Origin of the sequence: Mesorhizobium sp. 113-3-3, assembly GCF_016756495.1 — a bacterium.
Classification (GTDB): domain Bacteria; phylum Pseudomonadota; class Alphaproteobacteria; order Rhizobiales; family Rhizobiaceae; genus Mesorhizobium.
This window is the reverse complement of the sequence record NZ_AP023243.1, coordinates 3,744,985-3,766,028: the sequence shown is the minus strand read 5'-3', so window position 1 is coordinate 3,766,028 and position 21,044 is coordinate 3,744,985. Positions and strand designations below refer to the sequence as shown.

The following is a 21,044-nucleotide window of genomic DNA, read 5'->3' as shown; positions in this document are numbered from 1 at the left end:
TCCCGAACTCGCACTCATTCGGACGCCATGGACGTCGCGCAGGGTTGGCCCTTACCAGCGCAATGTGGGCAAAAGGTGACAGGTTATTTAGTCAAACCTAACGCATTTCGGTGGGCGCAGCGGCCCCGATCAGCGTCAGGCCGGACGTCAGAACGTCCGAAACAGCCTGCACCAGCCCTAGTCTGGCATGCGTCAATTGTCGGTCGTTAACCTTAACAAAACGTAAGTCCGGATTATCCGTGCCCCGGTTCCAGTGTCCGTGGAAACTGGAAGCCAGATCGTAGAGATAAAATGCCAGCCTATGCGGCTCCAGCGCAAGAGCGGCGGACTCGATCAGGCGCGGATATTCGGCGAGCTTGCGGATCACGCCGATTTCGCCTTCGTCGGTCAGCGAAGCCGCGGCGGCAGCCAGGCTTTTGCGATCGAAATTCGCCTCGCCCAATTGTTCGCTCGCCTGCCGGAACACCGAATGGCAGCGCGCCGAAGCGTACTGCACATAAAACACCGGATTGTCCTTGGACTGCTCGGTGACCTTGGCGAAATCGAAATCGAGCGGCGCATCGCTCTTGCGATATAGCATCATGAAGCGGATGGCGTCGCGGCCAACCTCCTCCACCACTTCCCGAAGCGTGACAAAATCGCCGGACCGCTTCGACATGCGAACGGGCTCGCCATCGCGAAACAGCTTGACCAGATTGCACAACAGGACGGTAAGCTTCACCTCGTCGCCGGCAATAGCCCGCGCCAGCGCTTCCAGCCGCTTGACGTAGCCGCCATGGTCGGCGCCAAGCACGTAGATCAGGTCGACGAAGCCGCGATCGACCTTGTCCTTCAGATACGCCACGTCGGCGGCGAAATAGGTGAACGCGCCGTCGGACTTGACCAGCGCCCGGTCCATGTCATCGCCAACCGCGGTCGAACGGAACAGCGTCTGCTCGCGATCTTCCCAGTCGTCGGGCTTCTCGCCCTTGGGCGGCGGCAGCTTGCCCTTGTAGATATGGCCCTTCAGAGTCAGGTCGTTGATCGCCGAGCGGATCTTCTTGGCATTGTCGGCGTGCAGCGTGCGTTCGGAGAAGAACACGTCATGATGCACGTTGAGCAGCGCCAGATCCTCTCGGATCATCGCCATCATGGCGTCGATCGCACGATCCTTGACGATGGCCAGCGCCTCATCGTCCGGCATTTGGAGCAAGCTGCGGCCAAACTCTTTCGCCAGCGCCTGGCCAAGTGGAACCAGATAGTCGCCTGGATATAGGCCGGTCGGGATCTCGCCGATGTCATCGCCGAGCGCCTCCCGATACCGCAATATGACCGACCGCCCGAGCACGTCGATCTGTCCGCCGGCGTCGTTGATGACATATTCCTTGGTGACGTCGTAGCCGGCAAACGCCATCAAATTGGCGAGCGCGTCGCCGACGACGGCGCCGCGGCAATGGCCGACATGCATCGGCCCCGTCGGGTTGGCGGAGACATATTCGACATTGGTTTTCCGGCCGGCGCCTACCTTCGAGCGGCCGTAGTTGCGGCCCTCGCCCAGAAGCGCTGACAGATGCGCCTGCCAAAACCCGTCCTTCAGGCGGAGATTGACGAAGCCGGGACCGGCGACCTCGGCGGCGGCGACATCCTTGTCGTCGCGCAGCGCCAGCGCGAGCTTCTCGGCCAGCACGCGCGGGTTCTGCCCGGTGGGCTTGGCCAGAACCATCGCCGCATTGGTCGCGAGATCGCCATGGCTGGCGTCGCGCGGCGGTTCGACGGCAATGCGCGACAGGTCGGGCGAAACGCCGTCCTTGTCTTTCAGATCAAGCGCTTCGACAGCCTTTGTGACTCGCGCGGTGAAATCGGCGAAGATGTTCATGGGTATTGCTCTGGCGGCTTTAGGGCGAATCCGGCTCGTTGGCCGGCAAAATCGCGCTCGCCCTAGCTCAAATCCGGGGTGCGGTCAAACAAACGCCTGTGTTCCTTGAGCGCGTAGGTGTCGGTCATCCCTGCCAGGAAATCGGCGACGGAGCGCGCCTTGATGCGATCCTCGGCCCGGTCCAGCCCCTCGCGCCAGCCATCCGGCATGGCGCGCGGATCGGCGAAATAGACGTCGAACAGGTCCCTGACGATCTGCTCGGCGCCGGCGCGCACCCGCATCACCTCCTCGTGCCGGTAGAGGTGCTTGTAGAGAAACGCCTTCAATTCCTTCTCGGCCGCGGCCATCTCGGCGGAAAAGGTCACCATCGTCTCGCCCGCCGCCCTCACCGCGTCGGCGCTTTGCGGCCCGACACGTTCCAGATTTGCGGTCGCCGAGACGATGACATCCTCGACCATGGCGGTGATCTGCCGCCGCATCAGTTCGTGGCCGGTGCGCACGTCATCGAGCCTGGGATAGCGCTGGCGCACGCCGTCCAGGATCTTTCCCGGCAGCGAGACGGCTTTCAGCATGTCGAGCGTCAAGAGCCCTGCCCGCAACCCGTCATCGATGTCATGCGTGTTGTAGGCGATGTCGTCGGCGATCGCCGCGCACTGCGCCTCGATGCCGGCGAAGCGGTCGAGTTCGAGGTCCTGCAGTTGCGAATAATCACGGATCGCCTGTGGCACCGGCCCTTTCAGCCCCTTGCCGCTGGCATCCGTCAGCGGGCCATTGTGCTTGACCAGGCCTTCCAGTGTCTCCCAGGTCAGGTTCAGCCCGTCGAATTCGGCGTAGCGCGCCTCCAGCCGCGTCACGATGCGCAGCGATTGGGCGTTGTGATCAAAACCGCCCCAGGCCGCCATCTTGTCGTTCAGCGCGTCCTCGCCGGTATGGCCGAAGGGCGTGTGGCCGAAATCATGCACCAGCGCCACCGCCTCTGCGAGATCCTCGTCGCCGCGCAGCGCCCGCGCCAGCGCACGCGCGATCTGCGCCACCTCGATCGAATGAGTCAGACGTGTGCGGTAGTGATCACCTTCATGGGCGATGAAGACCTGCGTCTTGTGCTTGAGCCGCCGGAACGCCGTCGAGTGGATGATACGGTCGCGGTCGCGCTGGAACGGCGTGCGGGTCGGGCTCTCGACCTCGTCGAACAGCCGGCCGCGCGAGCGCGCCGGATCCGTGGCATAAGCCGCGCGCGGCCGATAGCCGAAACCGATGTCGCCCAACTCATTGGTCATGGCTGATGCTGCCGCAGTTGACTTGATCTAGTTGACTTGGCCCCTTGCGCTTCATACCTATCATGTGAAACCGAAAGCAAGGTGACGCCCATGGGCGCTGATGCCAAGACCGCCATGAAAGTCGACATGACCGAGGCCGCCGCCAGGCGGATCGCCAAGATTGTCTCTGGCGAGGCCGGCAAGACGGCGCTGCGCGTTTCCGTCGAAGGCGGCGGCTGCTCGGGATTCTCCTACAAATTCGACCTGGTCGACACGCGCAACGACGACGATGTCGCCATCGAGAAGGATGGCGCGACCGTGCTGATCGACGATTTGTCGCTGGTCTATATGGGTGGCTCGGTCATCGATTTCGTCGACGATCTGATGGGCCAGTCCTTCCAGATCCGCAATCCGAACGCGGTCGCCTCCTGCGGCTGCGGCACGAGCTTCTCCATCTAACGGCATGCCTGCCATCGGCGCGGTCCGTCAGGTCGCGCTGTCGGCCGGACGCGATCTTGATTCGACGCTGGCCTTCTGGCGCGACGTACTCGGCATGGGCGTCCATGCCCGCTACGACCCGCCCGGCATCGCCTTCATCCTGGCAGGCGACGTGCGCCTGCTGTTCACCGACGGCGTTCCGGCCGGCATAGTCTATCTCGACATTACAGGCCTCGAAGCCTTCCATGCCGAGGCGAAAGCCGCGGGCGTCCCCTTCACCGCGCCGCCCGCACTTGTCCATCGCGATACCGAAGGCACCTTCGGTCCGCCAGGGGAAAGCGAGTGGATGGCCTTCCTAAAGGACCCCGCAGGCAATACGATCGGGCTCGTCGAACGCCACCCGCCGCAGGAAGAATAGACCGTCATGAAAATCGTCACCTGGAACATCAATGGCGTTCGCGCCCGCATCGGCAATCTGACCCATTGGCTGAAAGAGAGCGCGCCCGACATCGTCTGCCTGCAGGAGATCAAGACGGTCGACGATCAGTTCCCGCGCGCCGAGATCGAAGCGCTAGGCTACAATGTCGAAACCCATGGCCAGAAGGGTTTTAATGGCGTGGCGCTGCTGTCGAAGCTGCGCTTTGACGAAGTCAACAGAGGCCTCCCGGGCGACGATACCGACGAGCAGGCGCGCTTCATCGAAGGCGTGTTCTCGACCGACAAGGGCGCGTTGCGTGTCGCCTCGCTCTACCTGCCGAACGGCAACCCGATCGATGACGACAAGAAATTCTCCTACAAGCTGTCCTGGATGGCGCGGCTGGAGCGCTGGGCCGAGGAGCGGCTGAGGCTGGAAGAGGCGCTCGTGCTGGCCGGCGACTACAACGTCATTCCCGAGCCGATCGATGCGCGCTTTCCCGAAAACTGGCTGGGCGACGCATTGTTCCAGCCGCAGACGCGGCAGGCCTTCCGCCGCCTGCTCAACCTCGGTTTCATCGAAGCGGTGCGCGCGGTCACCGATGCACCCGACACCTACACCTTCTGGGATTATCAGGCCGGCGCCTGGCAGAAGAACAACGGCATCCGCATCGACCATCTGCTGCTGTCGCCGGAGGCCGCCAACCGCTTCTCTTCAGCCTCGATCGAAAAACATGTGCGCGCCTGGGAAAAGCCGTCCGATCACGTGCCGGTGGCGATCGATCTCGCTTTGCAGCCAGCCTGACCGGTGCCCTGCTGCCGTCGATTTGTCTGGACGTGGTGTCGCCACAAATCGGGCGCAGGATGGAAGATCATCATGGCGGCCGGGGTTCCCATGACCATTCGATTTGTTGTTTGTCCGATCGGCTTGGCATTTGCCACGGCTGCCATGGTGCCTGCTTTCGCCGCCCCGGAATGTCTTGCCAACGGAAAGTCCTATCCGGTCGGTCAGGTCGCCTGCCTGACGGTGGCCGACCAGAGCCATCTGGCGCGCTGCGAGATGGTGCTCAACAACACATCCTGGACGAAGATCGGCGACAGCTGCCCCGGAAACACGATGGCGCCGCACCTGCACGTCACGCCGATCTCGACGCCCGCGCCCAGCATGGTGCCGACGGAGCCAACCGAAAACTGATTCTTTCGCCTAGCCAATCTCTCTTCGTGGAGAAGATGCCCGGCTGACCACCCTACTGATCTGCATTGGTGGTGCCCTTGGTCAGGATGTCATCGGCCAGCGAAATCGCCGTGCGCCGGTCGGCTTCGCCGGCAGCGGCGAAGGCCTCTTCCTGCATGCCGCGGATCCAGGGCTGATCGGCCGGCGCCGCGCGTTCGAGTGCGGCGGTCATCATCGCCAGGCCGCGAACGATCTTGCCGCTCTGGAACAGGAGATGGCCGAGCGTCGCCTGGGCACCGGCATGGCCCTTCTCGGCGGCGAGCTGGAACCAGCGCCCGGCCTGCTTGACGCTGGCCTTCACGCCGCCCTCGCCCTTGAGGAACATCTGCCCCATCTCGAACTGGGCGTTCGGGTTGCGGTAGTTGGCGGCGGCGCGCATGTAATATTCCTGGGCCGCCACCTCGTTCTCGGTGACCGGGCTGCCGGGAATGCCCTTGCGCAGATAGTCGCCCAGCGCCACCAGCGCGTCGGAAACGTAGCTTTCCTCAGGCGAACCGGGCTCGACATCCTGGTCTACTATCTCGGAAAAGAACTTGAACGCCTCATAATCGTCGCGCGCCACGCCGTCGCCCTCGGCATACATGCGGGCAAGCTTCCAGGTGGCGCCGATCTGGCCGTTTTCGGCGGCGTATTTGTAGGCCTCGGCGGCCTGTTCCTTGTGGCCGTTCTTGTAGGCGGAGAAGCCGAACTGGAACACCGCCCAGGGGCTCGACTGCGGCTTCACGCCGGTCTTGTCGTCGAACACCTTGTCGTCGAAGGCCAAAGCCTGGCCCACGGCGCCAAAGATCGCCGCAGCGACCAGTGCCGGTAGGACAGATGACCTCAACAACTCTGGTGTTGACTTCAACAACTCAGATATCCGCATAGCAGTGTGTTTCTTTCGCACCGCCCGGATGGGTGACCGCGCCATCCCTGGCAGACCCGACCGTCTGTGCGTATTTCCATATCGCGCCCGACTGGTAGTCGGTCGTGCGCGCCTTCCATGTCTTTGCCCGCGCCGCCAGTTCTTCATCGGACAGCGCCACGTCGATCGTGCCGCTCACCGCGTCGATCGAGATCACGTCGCCATCCCGGATGAGGCCGATCGGACCGCCGACCGCCGCTTCCGGCCCGACATGGCCGATGCAGAAGCCGCGTGTCGCGCCCGAGAAGCGGCCGTCGGTGATCAGCGCCACCTTGCCGCCCATGCCCTGGCCGTAAAGCGCCGCCGTCGTCGACAGCATCTCGCGCATGCCGGGACCGCCGCGCGGTCCTTCGTAGCGAATGACGAGAACCTCGCCTTCCCGGTAGTTGCGATGCGTCACCGCCTCGAAACATTCCTCTTCCGAATCGAAGCAGCGTGCCGGGCCGGAGAACTTCAGCTCCGCCATGCCCGCGACCTTCACGATCGCGCCTTCAGGGGCAAGGTTTCCCTTCAAGCCCACGACACCGCCGGTTTGGGTAATTGGTCTGTTGGCCGGGCGAACCACATCCTGATGCTCATTCCAGGCAACGTGCTCCATGTTTTCGGCCAAAGTGCGGCCAGTGACCGTCAGGCAATCGCCATGCAGGTAACCGTGGTCGAGCAGCGTCTTCATCAGAAGCGGAATGCCGCCGGCCTCGAACATGTCCTTGGCGACATATTTGCCGCCCGGCTTGAGGTCGGCGATGTAGGGTGTCTTCTCGAAGATCTTCGCGACGTCGAAAAGATCGAACTTGATGCCCGCCTCATGCGCGATCGCCGGCAGATGCAGCGCTGCGTTGGTCGAGCCGCCGGTGGCCGAAACCACGGTCGCCGCGTTCTCCAACGCCTTCAGCGTGACGATGTCGCGTGGCCGTATGTTCTTGGCGATCAGTTCCATTATCTTTTCGCCCGAGGCGAAATTGAAACGGTCGCGCATTTCGTAAGGCGCCGGCGCGCCGCAGGAATAGGGCAGCGCGAGACCAATCGCCTCGGCCACGGTCGCCATGGTGTTGGCGGTGAACTGGGCGCCGCACGAGCCGGCCGACGGACACGCGGCCTGCTCGATCTCGAGCAGTTCGGCATCGCCGATCGTGCCGACCGAATGCTGGCCGACGGCCTCGAACACGTCCTGCACGGTGATCTGGCGGCCGCGATAGCTGCCGGGCAGGATCGAGCCGCCATAGATGAAGATCGACGGCACGTTGAGCCGCACCATGGCCATCATCATGCCGGGAAGCGATTTATCGCAGCCGGCAAGGCCGACCAGCGCATCGTAGCAATGGCCGCGCATGGTCAGTTCGACCGAATCGGCAATGACCTCGCGCGACACCAGCGACGACTTCATGCCCTGGTGGCCCATGGCGATGCCGTCGGTGACGGTGATGGTGCAGAATTCGCGCGGCGTGCCGTTGGCGGCAGCGACGCCCTTCTTGACCACTTGCGCCTGGCGCATCAGCGAGATGTTGCAGGGGGCGGCTTCGTTCCAGCAGGAGGCGACACCGACCAGCGGCTGGGCGATCTCGGCGGCGGAAAGCCCCATGGCATAGAGATAGGACCGGTGCGGCGCACGCGCCGGACCGACAGTCACATAGCGGCTAGGCAGCTTAGCCTTTGAAATGACCTTGGCGTCCATTCTCATCCTTGCCGCGGGCGGTGCGGCCTGTCCCATCGCCGAGCCTTTTGGCGCGTGTCCCGGGACCCTTTCGAGGTGCGCCGGGTTTATGGCGGGAAATAGGCAATTTCCCCGCCCTGACTTCTAGCGCAGGGGTTGTTCAGAAAGTGTTGCCAAAACGTCACAATCGCACGAGGCGATCCCGGTGCGGCTTATATGCAACGCAGCTTGGATACCCGAGGTGCCGACAAAGTCGGCCCAAACGAAAAAGGCCGGGCAATGCCCGGCCTTTTTGTCGAATTCTCAACAGGTTAGAACTTGATCTTGATGCCGCCGGAAATTGCCGTGACCAGATCGTTGCCGAAGTCGTAGCTGACCTCATTGCCGGCGACATAGCCGTTTTGGCCATTCACTGTCCCCGAATGGCCGCTGGTCAGCACGCCGATCGCGCCGGCCAGACGAACTTCGATATTGGGCTGGGGCGTATAGGCGACGCCACCGCCCACGGTCCAGGTGTCGGTCTGCGAGCCATAGCCATGCGACGTGCCGCGATCCCACGAAAGCTGGCCGGCCGCACTCCACTGATCGTTGAACTTGTGGCCGATACCGCCCGTGACGGTCCAGCCGTCGCGATACATCAGATCCAGCGAGGTGATCTGGCCCGAATGCAGTTTATCACCTGTGACGCACGCCGCGGCCGGAGTGCCGACTACGCAAATCGGAACGCTCTGCAGCAGGCTCCAATTGACCCACTTCAACGAACCGAAGGCGAGCCAGCCGGGAGCGATGCCTGACTGCAACTTAAACTCGACCGTGTCCGGCATGTACTGTGTCGAGCCATAAATCGGCAGCACGACACTGCCAACATGCGTCAGATCCAGCGTGCCCGAGATATTGTCGAGCTTGACTCGCGAATTGTAGACCAGGCTGGCGCGCAGCGCGATGTCAGGGATTTCATAAGCAAGGCCGGCGCGCCAGCCCCAGCCGGTCCCTTTGAGATCAACCTGGCCGGTACCCTGGAAGCCAGGCACCAGCGGCGACACCAGGTCTTTCTTGAAACCATAGACTTCCTGATAGTAGACGCCGCCGATGAAGCGAATCTGGCCTTTGCCGGCATCCATCTTGTAGGAGCAAGTCGTTGCGTAGTTGTTGCTCTTAATGTCGGTTTCCATGTTGGATTCGGCGCCGGCCCACAGACCGGGATTTGTGTGCGCGCCCCAAGGCTGGGAATAGTCGAACATACAATCGACACCCTGAACGATCTGCGCCTTGACGCCGATGCGCGGCACCCAGTAGCTCTTGCTGTCTTTCGCCGTGCTGCCGAGGAACGTTACGTTTCCATCGCTCGGATCGGTGTCCACCGCGTTCTTGAGCTTGCGTTGCGGCATAACATAAGTCGATTCCGCTTCCGTCGCGAACGGCGCCGGATCGAACAGAAGATCGATATCGTAACCGCCACGCTCAATGCCACCGGCATGCGCCGAGTTCATTGCGGTCCCAATCAAAGCCAGCGAAAAGCACCCCGCCCCCAGCAGTGCTTTCAGACGCATAATGTTCATGGATGTCCTCCCCGAATAACTAGTGCATCAAGCTAGAACCAATTCGGGTTAATGGCGCAACAACGAATTCTTGGGGCGTACATGTACATGTTTACCAAACGCATTTTCGACAAAATGCGGACAGGCGCCGGAAGGTCGAAAAACGGCCCGACGCATGCTTATCCGACTGGAAAATGAGGAAAACTCGCCCCAAAAGGCTCAAAAACAGCCATTTTCACGGGCTTTCAGCCCCATTGTAACATTATGGCAACAATGGGGCTAAAACTTCCGTTTACGTCAACATTAACGCTACGGAATGCCTACTTTCGAGGCAAACGGACCACCATTTTAGAGGCGGCTAACGTCTCGCGAATCTGCCCTCACCCGGCGTCACGAACCCTGGTCAAAGCCACCGACAGCTTGTCCTGCGCGTCGCGATATTCGGCGAGCTTTTCGCGCTCGGCGTCGACGATCTCGGCCGGTGCGCTGGCGACGAATCTTTCATTCGACAGCTTCTTGTGCAGGCGCGCGATCTCCTCGGTCACCTTGGCCAGTTCCTTCTGCAGCCGGGCGGCCTCGGCGGAGAGATCGATCAGGCTGCCGAGCGGCAGGCAGATCGTTGCCTCGTTGAGCACGATCTGCGCCGAGCCCTTGGGCGCCGCGTCCGCCAGAGAGATGTCGCCGACGCGCGCCAGCCGCTTGATCGCCGAGTCCTCGCGAACCAGCCGCTCGCGCGTGACATCATTGGCGCCGACCACGACCAGCGGCGCGATCGCTGCCGGCGGCACGTTCATCTCGGAACGCACCGAGCGGATGCCTGAGACGAGATCGACCAGCCAGTTGATGTCGGCAGCGGCTTCGTCATCCCAGAAGTCGGGCGACGGCCAAGCGGCGTGACACAGCAGCGACTCTCGCTCCTTGCCCTCGCCCGCCGTCTGCGCCCACAGCTCTTCCGTCATGAACGGCATCATCGGATGCAGGAGCTTGTAGATTTCGTCGAGCACGAAGGCGACGCAGGCGCGGCTTTCGGCCTTGGCCGCCTCGTCCGTGCCCATGAACACCGGCTTCAGCAGTTCCAGATACCAGTCGCAGAACAGGTTCCAGACGAAACGGTAGGCAGCACCGGCCGCCTCGTTGAAGCGGTAGGAGGTGATGCCGTCGGTGACCTCGCGCGCCGCGCGTGTCAGTTCGGTCAGGATCCAGCGGTTGACCGCCAGCTTGGCGTCGTTCAGCCAGAAATCGTCATTGCGGGCGACTTCGTTCATCTCGGCGAAACGCGTCGCGTTCCACAGCTTGGTGCCGAAATTGCGGTAGCCGGCGATGCGCGCCGGGTCGAGCTTCACGTCGCGGCCTTGCGCCGCCATCACCGTCAAGGTGAAGCGCAAGGCATCGGCGCCATATTCATCGATAAGGTCGAGTGGGTCGATGACGTTGCCCTTCGACTTCGACATCTTGGCGCCGTTCTTGTCGCGCACCAGCGCATGCACATAGACGGTGTGGAACGGCTCCTCGTCCATGAAATGCAGGCCCATCATCATCATGCGGGCAACCCAGAAGAAGATGATGTCGAAGCCGGTCACCAGCACGTCGGTCTGGTAGTAGGTCTTCAGCTCCGGCGTCTGGTCCGGCCATCCCAGGGTCGAGAACGGCCACAGCGCCGAGGAGAACCAGGTGTCGAGCACATCCTCGTCACGGGTCAGGATCTCGCCCGGCTGGAAGTTTTCCAGCTTGTCCTCGACCCAGGCCTTCCACGGGCCTTCGAGCGCCAGATAATATTCGATCGCCGCGCTCAGCGCCTCTTCCTCGGTCTTCTCGACGAAGACGCGCCCGTCAGGCCCATACCAGGCCGGGATCTGATGGCCCCACCACAGCTGGCGCGAAATGCACCAGGGCTGGATGTTCTCCATCCAATCGAAATAGGTTTTCTCCCAATTCTTCGGCACGAAGTTGGTGCGGCCTTCGCGCACCGAGGCGATCGCCGGTTTGGCGAGCTCGGCCGCGTTGGCATACCACTGCTCGGTCAGGAACGGCTCGATCGGCACGCCGCCGCGGTCGCCATGCGGCACGGCATGGCGATGAGGCTCGATCTTGTCGAGGAAGCCGCCGGCTTCCATCAGTTCGACGATCTTCTTGCGCGCGACGAAACGGTCGAGCCCGTCGAGCTCGTCCCAGACGGCCTGGCGCTCCGGCGTCGCTTCGAGGCCGGCGAGGAAATCCTCATTGTCCTTCAACTTGATGGCGGCTTCGACGGTCAGGATGTTGATCGCCGGCAGCTTGTGGCGCTTGCCGACCTCGAAGTCGTTGAAATCATGCGCCGGCGTGATCTTGACCGCGCCCGAGCCTTTTTCGGGGTCGGAGTACTCGTCCGCCACAACCGGTATCTTGCGGCCGACGATCGGCAGCACGACGTTCTTGCCGACCAGATGCCGGTACCGCTCGTCATCCGGATGCACCGCCACCGCCGTATCGCCCAGCATCGTTTCGGGACGCGTGGTCGCGACCGTGATGAAGGTTTTCGGATTTTCCGGATCGAAGGTCTCGCCCTCGATCGGATAGCGGAAATGCCAGAGATTGCCGTTGACCTCCTGCTGCTCGACCTCGAGATCGGAGATCGCGGTCAAAAGTTTCGGGTCCCAGTTCACAAGGCGCTTGTCCTTGTAGATCAGGCCTTCCTTGTAGAGGGTGACGAAGACTTCGAGCACGGCCTTGGACAGGCCTTCATCCATGGTGAAGCGTTCGCGCGACCAGTCGGCCGAGGCGCCGAGCCGCTTCAGCTGGTTGAAGATGGCGCCGCCGGATTCGGCCTTCCACTCCCACACTTTCTCGATGAACTGCTCGCGCGTGAGGTCGCGGCGGTGGATCTGCTTCTCCATCAACTGCCGCTCGACCACCATCTGCGTGGCGATGCCGGCATGGTCCATGCCCGGCTGCCACAGCACGTTCTTGCCGCGCATGCGCTCGAAGCGCACCAGAATGTCCTGCAGCGTGTTGTTGAGCGCATGGCCCATATGCAGCGAGCCGGTGACGTTGGGCGGCGGGATGACGATGGTGAAGGCTTCGGCCCCCTCCTCCGCCCCGGCGCCGGCGCGGAAGGCATCCGCCTCTTCCCACACCTTGGCGATCTTCGGCTCGACGGTCTTTGCGTCGTAGGTCTTTTCAAGCATGGGGAAACGGTCCGCGCTGTCGGGATTTTTTGCTGGTTCGGTGTAAATCGGAAGGTCTTGGCCAAGTCAACCGCAAGGGCCGCCCCGGCTCATGAGAAGCAAATAGGCGTGCCCACGTTCATTTCAACGGAGGGTCGCGGGAAGGCCGTGCCGCACTCGGCACATCGGCCAAGGAGAGCAATCAGACATGGCCTTAAAAGGGCGATCTCCTTTGCCATGATCATCGCCAGTCGACCTCACCAACAAAAACGCCGCCAAAGAGGCGGCGCGTTGTTGGAGGATGGGCTGTGAGCCTTACTGCGCGCCGCGCGCGACGCGCTCGATTTCCTCGCGCACCAGGCGCTCGACCAGCGTCGGCAGATTGTTGTCCAGCCAGTCCTGCAGCATCGGCCGCAGCATCTCCTCGGCCATCTCGTCGAATGTCTTCTTGCTGCGGCTGGCAAAGGCATCGGACAGCTCGCCGAAGGCGGCCGCGACCTGCCGGCCCGTGTGTTCGGAAAGGATTGCGGCGCGGACCGCGGGCGCTTCATTTGTTGCCGGGCGCGCCTCAGCGATGGCTGCCGGAGCGCCGCTTGCAGAAGGCCGTTCGAACACAGCGTCCGCCACCGGCTCACTCGTTGGCACCTCGGGCTGGGGCGCCTCGGGCTGGGCCGCCGGCTTGCGGATGCTCCTGTCCGGTATCGCTTTCGCTTGCTCTCCGACCGCCGCGATCTCGCGTCGCCAATCGGCAACGATGGCATCGCTGGTCGTGCTGGTTTGCGGGGCGCCAGCCGGCGAAACCATTGGCGCTCCGGCCGTGGCGGCGGGCGCTGGCTCGGCGGCGATCCTGGCGCTGACCTCGGCAAGCGTCATCGACGGCTTGACCGGCGCGGGATCGGCGCGCGTCTGCGCTTCCATGCGCGCGGGCTCGGGCGATGGCGCCTGGACTTCCGCGAGCACGACGGGCTTCCTGACTTCGGGGGCGGCATGCAGTTCGGCGCGAAACGCATCCACATCGCCGGCGGGAGCCTCGCCCGGCGACGGCTCCAGATCCTGCCGCAACTCTTCGGCCTCGCCCGGCTGCTTGCGGCCGTTGTCGCTGTCCTCGATGATCCTTCTGATGGAAGCCAGTATCTCTTCCATGGAAGGTTCGCGCTGTGCGCTGCTTGCCGTTGCCATCGTCACATCCGCCGCCCTTGTGACCTGTTAGTCTTCCGCTCCGGCAGAGGCCGGATTCGAATCATGGCGACAGCGTAACCGACGGATCGCCCAACGAGAATCCCCAATCTGGGGACATGTGGGATTTCAACAGATTAGAAGCGATTCCGGGAAAAGCGCAAAAAACGGTTTCCCCAGGAAAAGCACATGGCGCGCTCCCTTCGGAATCGCGCCGGTGCAAAGAGACAGGGCACAAAGCCGGAGCGGAACCGGTTCAAACCAGGTTCCGCTCGGAGGGCACGACGGCAAGTCGAGCCGCCGGCGCTAGCGGCCGTCCGGCGTGCGCAGACCGAACCACTTGTCCTTGACGGCGTTATAATGCTCTTCGGGCTTGTACTTGGTTACCGGCAAACCGAGCCGGTCGACCGAGAGGCGACCCATCGCCGACAGGATGGCATAGCTTGCCACGACCACATCGTGTTCGGAATTGGCCTGGTTGATCTTGGCCGTGATGACGGCGGCCTGCGCGTTGAGCACGTCGAGCGTCGTGCGCTGGCCGACATTGCGTTCTTCGATGACGCCGTTCAGCGCCAGTTGCGCGGCGTCGATCACCTGCTTGTTGGCCGAGACGCTCTGCTGCGCGGCGGTATATTGCGACCACGCGGTGGCAACGGCCTGGCGCACCTGGTCCCGGCTGACGTCGACCTGGATGCGGGCCTGGCCAAGCGATTCCTTGCTCTGGCGCACGAGCGCCGGGGTCCGGCCGCCCGAATAGATCGGAATGGTCAGTGTCGCGCCGACATTGGCCGAGGTCGAATTGCCATTGGAACCTGTCTGGTCCGGAATGCCGTTGCGATAGTTTTCCGAAATGCCGGCCGACGCCGTCAGTTGCGGCAACAGCGCGCCTTCCGCCGACTTCACCGAGAACGCTGCCGCGTCAACGAGATGCTGCGTGGCGAGAATGGCCGGATGTTCATTCGCCCCGATCGCGATCGCCGCATCGAGGCTCGACGGCAAGAGTTTACCCAATGGCGAAGCCGGCTTGAGCTTGCCCGGCTCGTCGCCGACGACCTGATGATAGGTCGCGGCGCTGGCCAGCGCCTGCGCGCGGGCGGCACTCAGCGAGGCCACAGCCGAGGCGCGCGACGCATCGGCCTGCGCGACGTCGGTGCGGGTGCCTTCGCCAACTTCGAAACGTGACCTTGCCGCACGCGCCTGCTCGGTCAGGAACTGCAGGTTCTGCTCGGTCAGCACAGCGATCTGCCGGTCCCGGATCACGTCCATATAGGCCGTCGCCGCGCTGAACAGCGTATTCTCTTCGGTGTTGCGCAGGGTTTCGACCGACGCCTTGACCTGGGATTCGGCCGCCGCCACGTTGTTTCTGGTCTGAAAGCCGTCAAACAGCGACTGGTTGATCTGAATGCCGTAGCTGCCGGACGTCAGCTTCGAGTTGCCACCGCCATTGGCCCGGCGCGTGTTTGTATAGTCGATGCTGGCGGATCCCGTGATTGACGGGCGCCCGGTCGACTTGGCAATGGCCACGCCTTCGTCGGTGACGCGCACACCGGCGCGGGATGAATTCAGCGTGGAATTGTATTGATAGGCCTTGGCGAGCGCGCCGATGATGGTTTCCGCCGATGCGGTTATTGGGGACAGCGCGGTCGCGGAGACGAGGACGGCGGCAAAAAGGGTCTTGGATACAGACGGCACGGGTATATCCCTCATTCGTTTTCCATGGGAACTTCGCCGCGCCGGCTTCTCGCTAGAGTAGCCGGAGTGGCGTGTTTCGTTCCCTGTCGTTCGGTCCCAAAGTGCCCCCAGTCTGGGATCAGCAACGATTGTTCAAATGCAAGCGACCATGACAAAGCCTCTGCTGCAAGGCTAAATCATTCAGAATTCGAAAGCATGCTCACGTTCGAATCCCGGTAGTGGCTTAATTGCCGCATTAAATGCCCGTCTCCCGGTTACAACCCCCCCAGCCTTGAAGAAAAGTCGCGCCACGCCGGAATTGCCCCGCCCTTCGACCGCGACGAGTCGGCCGCCTTCGGCGAGCTGATCGAGCAGCGGCGCCGGCACTTTCTCGACACTGCCGCCGATGAAGATGACGTCATAGGGTGCCTTGGCAGCATGCCCCTGCGCCAGCGCGCCCTCGACCACGGTCACATTGCCGCAGCCAAGGCCGGAAAGGGTCGATGCCGCGGTTTGCGCCAGCGCCGAATCGCTTTCGAGCGCCACGACCGACCTCGCCAGCCGCGACAGGATGGCCGAGGCGTAGCCTGTGCCACAGCCGACATCGAGCGCCGAATCGGTCGCATTGATCTCGGCCAGTTGCATCAGCTTGGCCAGCGGCGACGCTTCCATCAGATAGCGCGCGCCACCGGCGCCGTCGCCAATGCGGATGTCCTCGTCGATATAGGCGAGATCGCGCTGGCGGTCGCCGACAAAAACCTCGCGCGGCACGGTGAGCATGGCCTCCAGCAGCGGGGCGCTGGTCACGTCGGTGGTGCGGACCTGACCGTCGACCATCTTGACGCGTAGCTCGGAGAAATCAGCGCTCATGTCCCAACCAGTCCGCTTGCCGCGTCAGAACCGCGGTTCATTACGATGAGAACGTCAGGCTCCGGCGCTGCGCGCGCGGGAGCCCGGGTATTGGAGGCCTCGCCCGGAATCGAACCGGGGTGCAAGGATTTGCAGTCCTCTGCGTAACCACTCCGCCACGAGGCCTCGTTGCTCCCGGCGTTCCACCCGGTTCCAATAGGTTGCGGCGAAAATGGCGTCAAGCGGCCACCACGCATTCCGCGCGGTTTCCTCTGCAAGAATCCGACCCTCCACATCCAGCGTCGCGGCCACGGTGGGGCACGAAGCATATTAGCCGATCATTAAGTATAGCAGGAGATCACCAGAAACTCCACGCCCCCGCAGCCGTTGAGCAAAGAGGAGGACTGCGCCATGCGGCCGGCAAGCCCGGACACCGGAACGAACACATGGGACGGCTTGTCGCGATCGGGATGCGAGGCGTTGCTGCGCCATGCCATCGACTGCCTTGCGATAGACGGTTTCGCCAGGCTTTCGCCGCGCGACCGCGCGCGTCTCGCCTCGGCTTCCGCCATTCTCAGGGAAATTCGCGAGGATTTGGAGAGACGTGCGCACGGAAAAGCGGATTCGCCGGAATCCGAAACCCGAACAAGGGCATAGCGCTGCGGAAGTATGGCGCGGTCAAGGGCCCGGCTTGGTATCCGTCGTCCCATCCGGCCGTCGCCGCCGCTCCCACCAGACGACGAAGCGGCGCCGGTGGCGCCGCACCATGGCGAATTCATAGGAAAGCACCAGCAGTCCGATCGGAACCATCCAGAAGCCGAGAATCGGCAGGAAGCCGAGAATGCCGCCGATGGTCAGAAGAACGCCGATCGTGATTCTGAGGCCGCGTGACTGCGGCATGGTGAACTCGCGCCCGAAAATCGAGATCTTTCGTGCCGGTACCGGGTTTTCGTCTGCTGCCGTCATCGCCAATGGCTGCCCGCTGGTCGCTTGAAAATATCTATTTACGAAAGCCGCAACCACCCTTTCGGTTCCGCGCCCGTCGCCAAGACGGCTAATATGAGGACGGACATCGCCGATTGCAAAAAACCGCTGCGCGAAAAAGTCTCGGAAAAAAGCGAAATGCTTCTTTGCAAAGCCGAAAGGTGTTTGCTATAGGCTGCGCCACTTGCTCAAAGAGCCTCCGTTCCCCGGTAGCTCAGTGGTAGAGCAACCGGCTGTTAACCGGTTGGTCGCTGGTTCGAATCCGGCCCGGGGAGCCAATATTTTCAAACGCTTAGCAAACATTGGTTGCTCTGGACGAATGACCAAAACCTCGTCAGGGCAACATTTGGGGCAACATCTGCCCTGTGGCTAATGACAAAGCCTCATTGAACTCCTCAAGTTTTGCGCGCGAGAGTCCCCCGCCCAGCAAACAGGAGTGATTCGACCAATGGGGTTCGAGGTGGAAGACCTAGGTAAGGTCGCCAACGGCCTCGCCCTGCTCGTCCCGGGCCTTCTCATCCTATATGTCCGCACGCAGTTTCTCAGTGGCCGCGCCCCGTCTCACACTGAGGCACTCCTCTCGTACGTGGTAGTGACCGTCATCTATTATGCGGTGGTCCTGCCCTTCTTCGCCTTGATTGTTCACAAAGACGCCGGCTCGTTGGTGATCTGGCTTGGATGGGTCAGCCTCATAATTATCGTGCCAATGGTCATCGGTCTGCTGCTTGGCCTTGGACACCAGAAGAAATGGTATGCCACAGCCTGCGAATGGCTGGGCTGGGAGGTCGTTCACTCCATGCCGACAGCCTGGGACTGGAAGTTCGCCCAGCGGACAGAGCATTGGCTCATCATCACGTTGAAAGACGGCACTCTCTTCCATGGTTTTTACGGGCGAAAGTCGTTCGCCTCTTCTGACAACGACCGCGACATTTACATCGAGCAAATATTCAGCCTTGGCAGAGGCGGCAGATGGATTCCAATGCCAAATGGCCTTTGGGTCCAGACATCAGAAGTGAGCACTATTGAGTTCTTGGACATTGATCGAACAGAGGAAGAAAATGACTGACAAAAAGAAAGTGACGACCAAGACGGTGCAACAGGCTGCCGTCAAGAAGGGCTACTCCCCGACCAAAAGCAATGTGCAGGGCGGGTATAAGCCGGCTTCTGGTGGCGGCGCACCTAAGGTAACGCCCACCACCAGCAGCGGCGGAAAGAAAAAATAGGACCCCGATACAATGATCATTGTCGGAGAATATCACGCCAAAAATGCCGCTGACCTCGATGTTGGCGAGCTTATCTGCTTCGATTTAGGACGGGGGCGATTGTATGGTGTGCGGACTGTTTTTGGGAGTAAGCCAGCCATCGTGGTCCTGAAATCAGAGGAATCTGGCTCTCAAGGATCCCACTTGCTTAATCCCGGCACTGTGGGTGGATGCCTGTCATTTGGCGCCAACTGGGTCCTTGAGCCAGTTCTGGGAACAGAATTGCCCCCCGGCGAGGGTTGCCGAATTCCAGGCACACTTGCGATCCACAACGAAGGCATCCACGTCATTACGAAAATCTCTGCCGGCAATTCGATTGCTGCAATAAATCTCGCCGGCGAGTCCGGCACTTCCGATGCATTGGCCTATGGAGCCTTCTTTCGGGAGTGGCGCATATGGCGAACGGAGGCAGAGATGGGAGGAACCCCCATCGTATCGATGGAACAGAAAAGCCCGCCACCGTGAGGCAGCGGGCGTGAGGCAGCGGGCTAGCTTCGGCGTGTCAGTCTGCCAGAGTCGCGATATCGGCCATGATATGCTTGAAGTCTTCCCCATCAAACTCCCACACGCGATGCACGCGCTCCTTGGCTGCGAGTCCTGCAATGCACTTGGCTGGCTCCCGCAGGACGGCGCCGGCTGCGTCAGCGGTGATATTCATCTGTTTGGTGTACGCTCGTTCCAGCTTGCCGAAACCACTCTTGCGCTTGGCAGCGGCATCGGCCTTCTCATAGGCCCTGAGGGCAGCGGCATGTTCAATGCTGGCACGGCTTGGCGGCAGGTTCGCGAGATCGCCAACAGGAGTTGCGTGAAGCCTTTTGATTTCTTCGTCTGTCATTTCGCCCATGACGGGGCGCTGGACCCTAAAAGCCCAATAGTTTTTCTCAGCCTCGTTCAGCGCGGGCTCCATGGTGCGCAGAGTTCTCCATTCTTCATGGAAAGCAGCTTCAAGAGCGAAGATCTTTTCATCGGGATGCCAGCCGCCAAGGTTGTGGCGCGACTGAAATCCCGATTGAAATCGAGATTTGGACGGATAGACATGCGCAACCCATGCATCCGGTTCATCGCCAAGGTCTGTCATCCAGTCGTCCATCGCCAAGGAAAGTTCGCGCGTAAGACGATTGACCCTTGTGACCGCAAGCTCGGTTGCTGCCGGTACTACCCCTGCTTTGGCTTCATCAAACGGCATTACGGCGACGGCGGCGGCGGCCGCGGCCGCCGAGTTGGCGAAAACTGTGCGGCGATTGACGTGCTGGTTCATAATTGAACTCCCTACTTCGATTGTGGACGGCGTTGCTCGCTCATCAATGGTCACTGAGTCGTGGTGCACGAGCGACCCGAGGAGCCGGCGAAGTTGGGGAAAGCCTGGCGAGTTGGTCATCATGGTTTCTCACTGGTAAAAAGGGCTTGCTACGGCCCGCATGGCGATCGGCGCCAAAGCCGGGGGTTAGCAACTCGCCAGTGAGACGAGCCGGTGGCTTTTAACCGCGAGGTCTGGACAGCACCACCGCCCCCGGCCTATAAAAGGCCGTTCGCGGCAGCCGCCAAGCTGCGCGTCATCCCGCAAGCGGGATAAACGACTTGAGATCGCGCCAACGATTTTCGGTCGTCACTGGTCCGGGTTGCTACGCCCACGGACACGATGTTCTCATTCGCTCAAATCGTCAAGCGCTCCCCGAAAGGGAGCCGGCTTGTGTTTATCCCATGGCGGCGCAATGTTGAGCGATAGACCTTGGGAGGGGTTTCAAATGGCACTTGTTGCTTGCGGGGAATGTGGTCGAGAGATTTCAGATAAGGCGGCGCAGTGCATAGGCTGTGGTGCGCCAGTTGAAGCGGCGGCAGATAGAGTGGCATTGCCGACAGTGGCTCAGATTCAACCAGACGGCACGTTTATCGGCACGAAGGCACTGCTTGTAAAGTTGGGTGCCAAAGCTGTGCTGCAGATCGGATGGAAGCTAGATACTGCAGATGAACAGACCGGCATCGTGACGTTCACCACAGGCATGTCGATGGGGTCTTGGTCGGGCATTTCTGGTTCGATCTACATGGAGGATCTTGGGGGCAATCGGTTCCGGCCGCGCGGATCGGCGAAACAGAACGTGCGCGGGGCTCAGTTGATTGCGCCAAACCTTTTCAACGAGGCTCAGAGCAAAGTCGACAAGATATTGGAGCGCATGAAGGCCATCGCCCTCGCGCACGACCGTCTATCAGCCCCAGATGTGCTTGCCGATCGCAGCGACGCGAAGGTTCGGGCTTCGGGTACGATCAAAGACGTAAGCTGGACATATTTCGACGACGACTTCTACATCGGCGAGAGGGGGAGCCAGCGCAAAAGGTTCGCGAATATTGATGATCTTAAGGCATTCTTTGGGTTATGACAGCCCGGTCCTGTCCCGTGGGCGCCGCGCCAACTAGCGCTTTCTTCGGCTTCGGCGTGATCTCCTCGACCCGCACCTTGTCGCCGATCTCCTTGGCCATGTCGAACGCCTTCTGTTTGTCCTTGGTGGTCAGCACAGTGCGCCAGCTAGGCTTTTCGAACACGCTCACGATGTAGGTGGTGCCCGGCTTCTCAGTCATCTTTCCCCTTGGGCGCTCAAACACGGCGCCTCTGCCTTTAACGCTTATTCAATTGTCATATATTAGAATACGCTAATGCGATTCTCCATTCTGCT

The 21,044-nt window shown here is 61.7% G+C and carries 21 protein-coding genes and 2 tRNA genes; 9 read left to right on the top strand and 14 right to left on the bottom strand.

Annotation, left to right across the window (positions count from 1 at the left end; translation table 11 throughout):
- Positions 1 to 97 precede the first annotated feature (97 nt).
- Both argS and JG746_RS18335 read right to left on the bottom strand, forming a co-directional pair.
- A complete protein-coding gene (argS, locus tag JG746_RS18340) occupies positions 98 to 1,855 on the bottom strand; it encodes an arginine--tRNA ligase (RefSeq protein ID WP_202354087.1) in 1,758 nt (585 codons plus the stop codon).
- A gap of 62 nt (positions 1,856 to 1,917) precedes the next feature.
- Positions 1,918 to 3,132: a deoxyguanosinetriphosphate triphosphohydrolase gene (locus JG746_RS18335; protein ID WP_202354086.1), complete on the bottom strand. Its 1,215-nt coding sequence runs from the start codon at positions 3,130 to 3,132 to the stop codon at positions 1,918 to 1,920.
- Between the two features lie 90 nt (positions 3,133 to 3,222).
- Between JG746_RS18335 and erpA the strand changes: the two genes are divergently transcribed.
- From erpA to JG746_RS18315, 4 genes are all read left to right on the top strand, one after another.
- Entirely contained in the window at positions 3,223 to 3,570 is a 348-nt protein-coding gene (erpA, locus tag JG746_RS18330) for an iron-sulfur cluster insertion protein ErpA (RefSeq protein ID WP_027024881.1), read from the top strand.
- Positions 3,571 to 3,574: 4 nt separating this feature from the next.
- The gene (locus JG746_RS18325; RefSeq protein WP_202354085.1) at positions 3,575 to 3,967 is read left to right on the top strand and encodes a VOC family protein; all 393 of its coding nucleotides are present in this window, start codon (positions 3,575 to 3,577) and stop codon (positions 3,965 to 3,967) included.
- A 6-nt stretch (positions 3,968 to 3,973) separates the two neighbouring features.
- Positions 3,974 to 4,768 carry an exodeoxyribonuclease III gene (gene xth, locus JG746_RS18320; RefSeq protein ID WP_202354084.1) on the top strand — a complete coding sequence of 265 codons (795 nt, stop codon included), beginning with the start codon at positions 3,974 to 3,976 and terminating at the stop codon, positions 4,766 to 4,768.
- Positions 4,769 to 4,840: 72 nt separating this feature from the next.
- Positions 4,841 to 5,158 carry a hypothetical protein gene (locus tag JG746_RS18315; protein WP_202354083.1) on the top strand — a complete coding sequence of 106 codons (318 nt, stop codon included), beginning with the start codon at positions 4,841 to 4,843 and terminating at the stop codon, positions 5,156 to 5,158.
- A gap of 52 nt (positions 5,159 to 5,210) precedes the next feature.
- Here JG746_RS18315 and JG746_RS18310 read toward each other — a convergent pair whose 3' ends face one another.
- The 10 genes from JG746_RS18310 to JG746_RS18265 all read right to left on the bottom strand — a co-directional run bounded on the left by JG746_RS18310 (position 5,211) and on the right by JG746_RS18265 (position 17,095).
- Positions 5,211 to 6,062 (bottom strand): tetratricopeptide repeat protein, encoded by an 852-nt coding sequence (locus tag JG746_RS18310; RefSeq protein WP_202354082.1) that lies wholly within the window; start codon positions 6,060 to 6,062, stop codon positions 5,211 to 5,213.
- A complete protein-coding gene (gene ilvD / locus JG746_RS18305; protein WP_202354081.1) occupies positions 6,049 to 7,773 on the bottom strand; it encodes a dihydroxy-acid dehydratase in 1,725 nt (574 codons plus the stop codon). Before ilvD ends, JG746_RS18310 begins: the two co-directional genes overlap by 14 nt.
- 290 nt (positions 7,774 to 8,063) lie before the next feature.
- Entirely contained in the window at positions 8,064 to 9,311 is a 1,248-nt protein-coding gene (locus tag JG746_RS18300) for an OmpP1/FadL family transporter (protein WP_202354080.1), read from the bottom strand.
- Between the two features lie 359 nt (positions 9,312 to 9,670).
- Positions 9,671 to 12,454, bottom strand: a complete 2,784-nt coding sequence (locus tag JG746_RS18295; RefSeq protein WP_202354079.1) for a valine--tRNA ligase — start codon at positions 12,452 to 12,454, stop codon at positions 9,671 to 9,673.
- A gap of 294 nt (positions 12,455 to 12,748) precedes the next feature.
- Complete coding sequence (locus tag JG746_RS18290; protein WP_202354078.1) at positions 12,749 to 13,612, bottom strand: PopZ family protein; 864 nt, start codon at positions 13,610 to 13,612, stop codon at positions 12,749 to 12,751.
- Between the two features lie 303 nt (positions 13,613 to 13,915).
- Entirely contained in the window at positions 13,916 to 15,301 is a 1,386-nt protein-coding gene (locus JG746_RS18285; protein WP_446721213.1) for a TolC family outer membrane protein, read from the bottom strand.
- A 180-nt stretch (positions 15,302 to 15,481) separates the two neighbouring features.
- Complete coding sequence (locus tag JG746_RS18280) at positions 15,482 to 16,150, bottom strand: protein-L-isoaspartate O-methyltransferase family protein (RefSeq protein WP_202354076.1); 669 nt, start codon at positions 16,148 to 16,150, stop codon at positions 15,482 to 15,484.
- Between the two features lie 91 nt (positions 16,151 to 16,241).
- A tRNA-Cys gene (locus JG746_RS18275) sits at positions 16,242 to 16,315 on the bottom strand.
- Between the two features lie 155 nt (positions 16,316 to 16,470).
- Positions 16,471 to 16,701 (bottom strand): hypothetical protein, encoded by a 231-nt coding sequence (locus JG746_RS18270; protein ID WP_202359561.1) that lies wholly within the window; start codon positions 16,699 to 16,701, stop codon positions 16,471 to 16,473.
- A 106-nt stretch (positions 16,702 to 16,807) separates the two neighbouring features.
- Positions 16,808 to 17,095 carry a hypothetical protein gene (locus JG746_RS18265; protein ID WP_202354075.1) on the bottom strand — a complete coding sequence of 96 codons (288 nt, stop codon included), beginning with the start codon at positions 17,093 to 17,095 and terminating at the stop codon, positions 16,808 to 16,810.
- 221 nt (positions 17,096 to 17,316) lie between these two features.
- Between JG746_RS18265 and JG746_RS18260 the strand changes: the two genes are divergently transcribed.
- From JG746_RS18260 to JG746_RS18245, 4 genes are all read left to right on the top strand, one after another.
- Positions 17,317 to 17,391: transfer RNA gene (locus JG746_RS18260), tRNA-Asn, on the top strand.
- A gap of 170 nt (positions 17,392 to 17,561) precedes the next feature.
- Entirely contained in the window at positions 17,562 to 18,179 is a 618-nt protein-coding gene (locus tag JG746_RS18255; protein ID WP_202354074.1) for a DUF6338 family protein, read from the top strand.
- The gene (locus JG746_RS18250) at positions 18,172 to 18,336 is read left to right on the top strand and encodes a hypothetical protein (protein ID WP_202354073.1); all 165 of its coding nucleotides are present in this window, start codon (positions 18,172 to 18,174) and stop codon (positions 18,334 to 18,336) included. The genes JG746_RS18255 and JG746_RS18250 overlap by 8 nt, the downstream gene beginning before the upstream one ends.
- 12 nt (positions 18,337 to 18,348) lie before the next feature.
- Complete coding sequence (locus JG746_RS18245; protein ID WP_202354072.1) at positions 18,349 to 18,840, top strand: hypothetical protein; 492 nt, start codon at positions 18,349 to 18,351, stop codon at positions 18,838 to 18,840.
- Positions 18,841 to 18,877: 37 nt separating this feature from the next.
- Here the strand turns inward: JG746_RS18245 and JG746_RS18240 are convergent, their stop codons facing one another.
- Positions 18,878 to 19,633 carry a hypothetical protein gene (locus tag JG746_RS18240; protein ID WP_202354071.1) on the bottom strand — a complete coding sequence of 252 codons (756 nt, stop codon included), beginning with the start codon at positions 19,631 to 19,633 and terminating at the stop codon, positions 18,878 to 18,880.
- Between the two features lie 487 nt (positions 19,634 to 20,120).
- On the opposite strand from JG746_RS18240, the gene JG746_RS18235 reads away from it, so the two are divergent.
- Entirely contained in the window at positions 20,121 to 20,750 is a 630-nt protein-coding gene (locus JG746_RS18235) for a zinc ribbon domain-containing protein (RefSeq protein ID WP_202354070.1), read from the top strand.
- On the opposite strand, the gene JG746_RS18230 is transcribed toward JG746_RS18235, so the two are convergent.
- Positions 20,728 to 20,949 (bottom strand): hypothetical protein, encoded by a 222-nt coding sequence (locus JG746_RS18230; protein WP_202359560.1) that lies wholly within the window; start codon positions 20,947 to 20,949, stop codon positions 20,728 to 20,730. The two genes, JG746_RS18235 and JG746_RS18230, sit on opposite strands and share 23 nt — an antisense overlap.
- Positions 20,950 to 21,044: the final 95 nt, after the last annotated feature.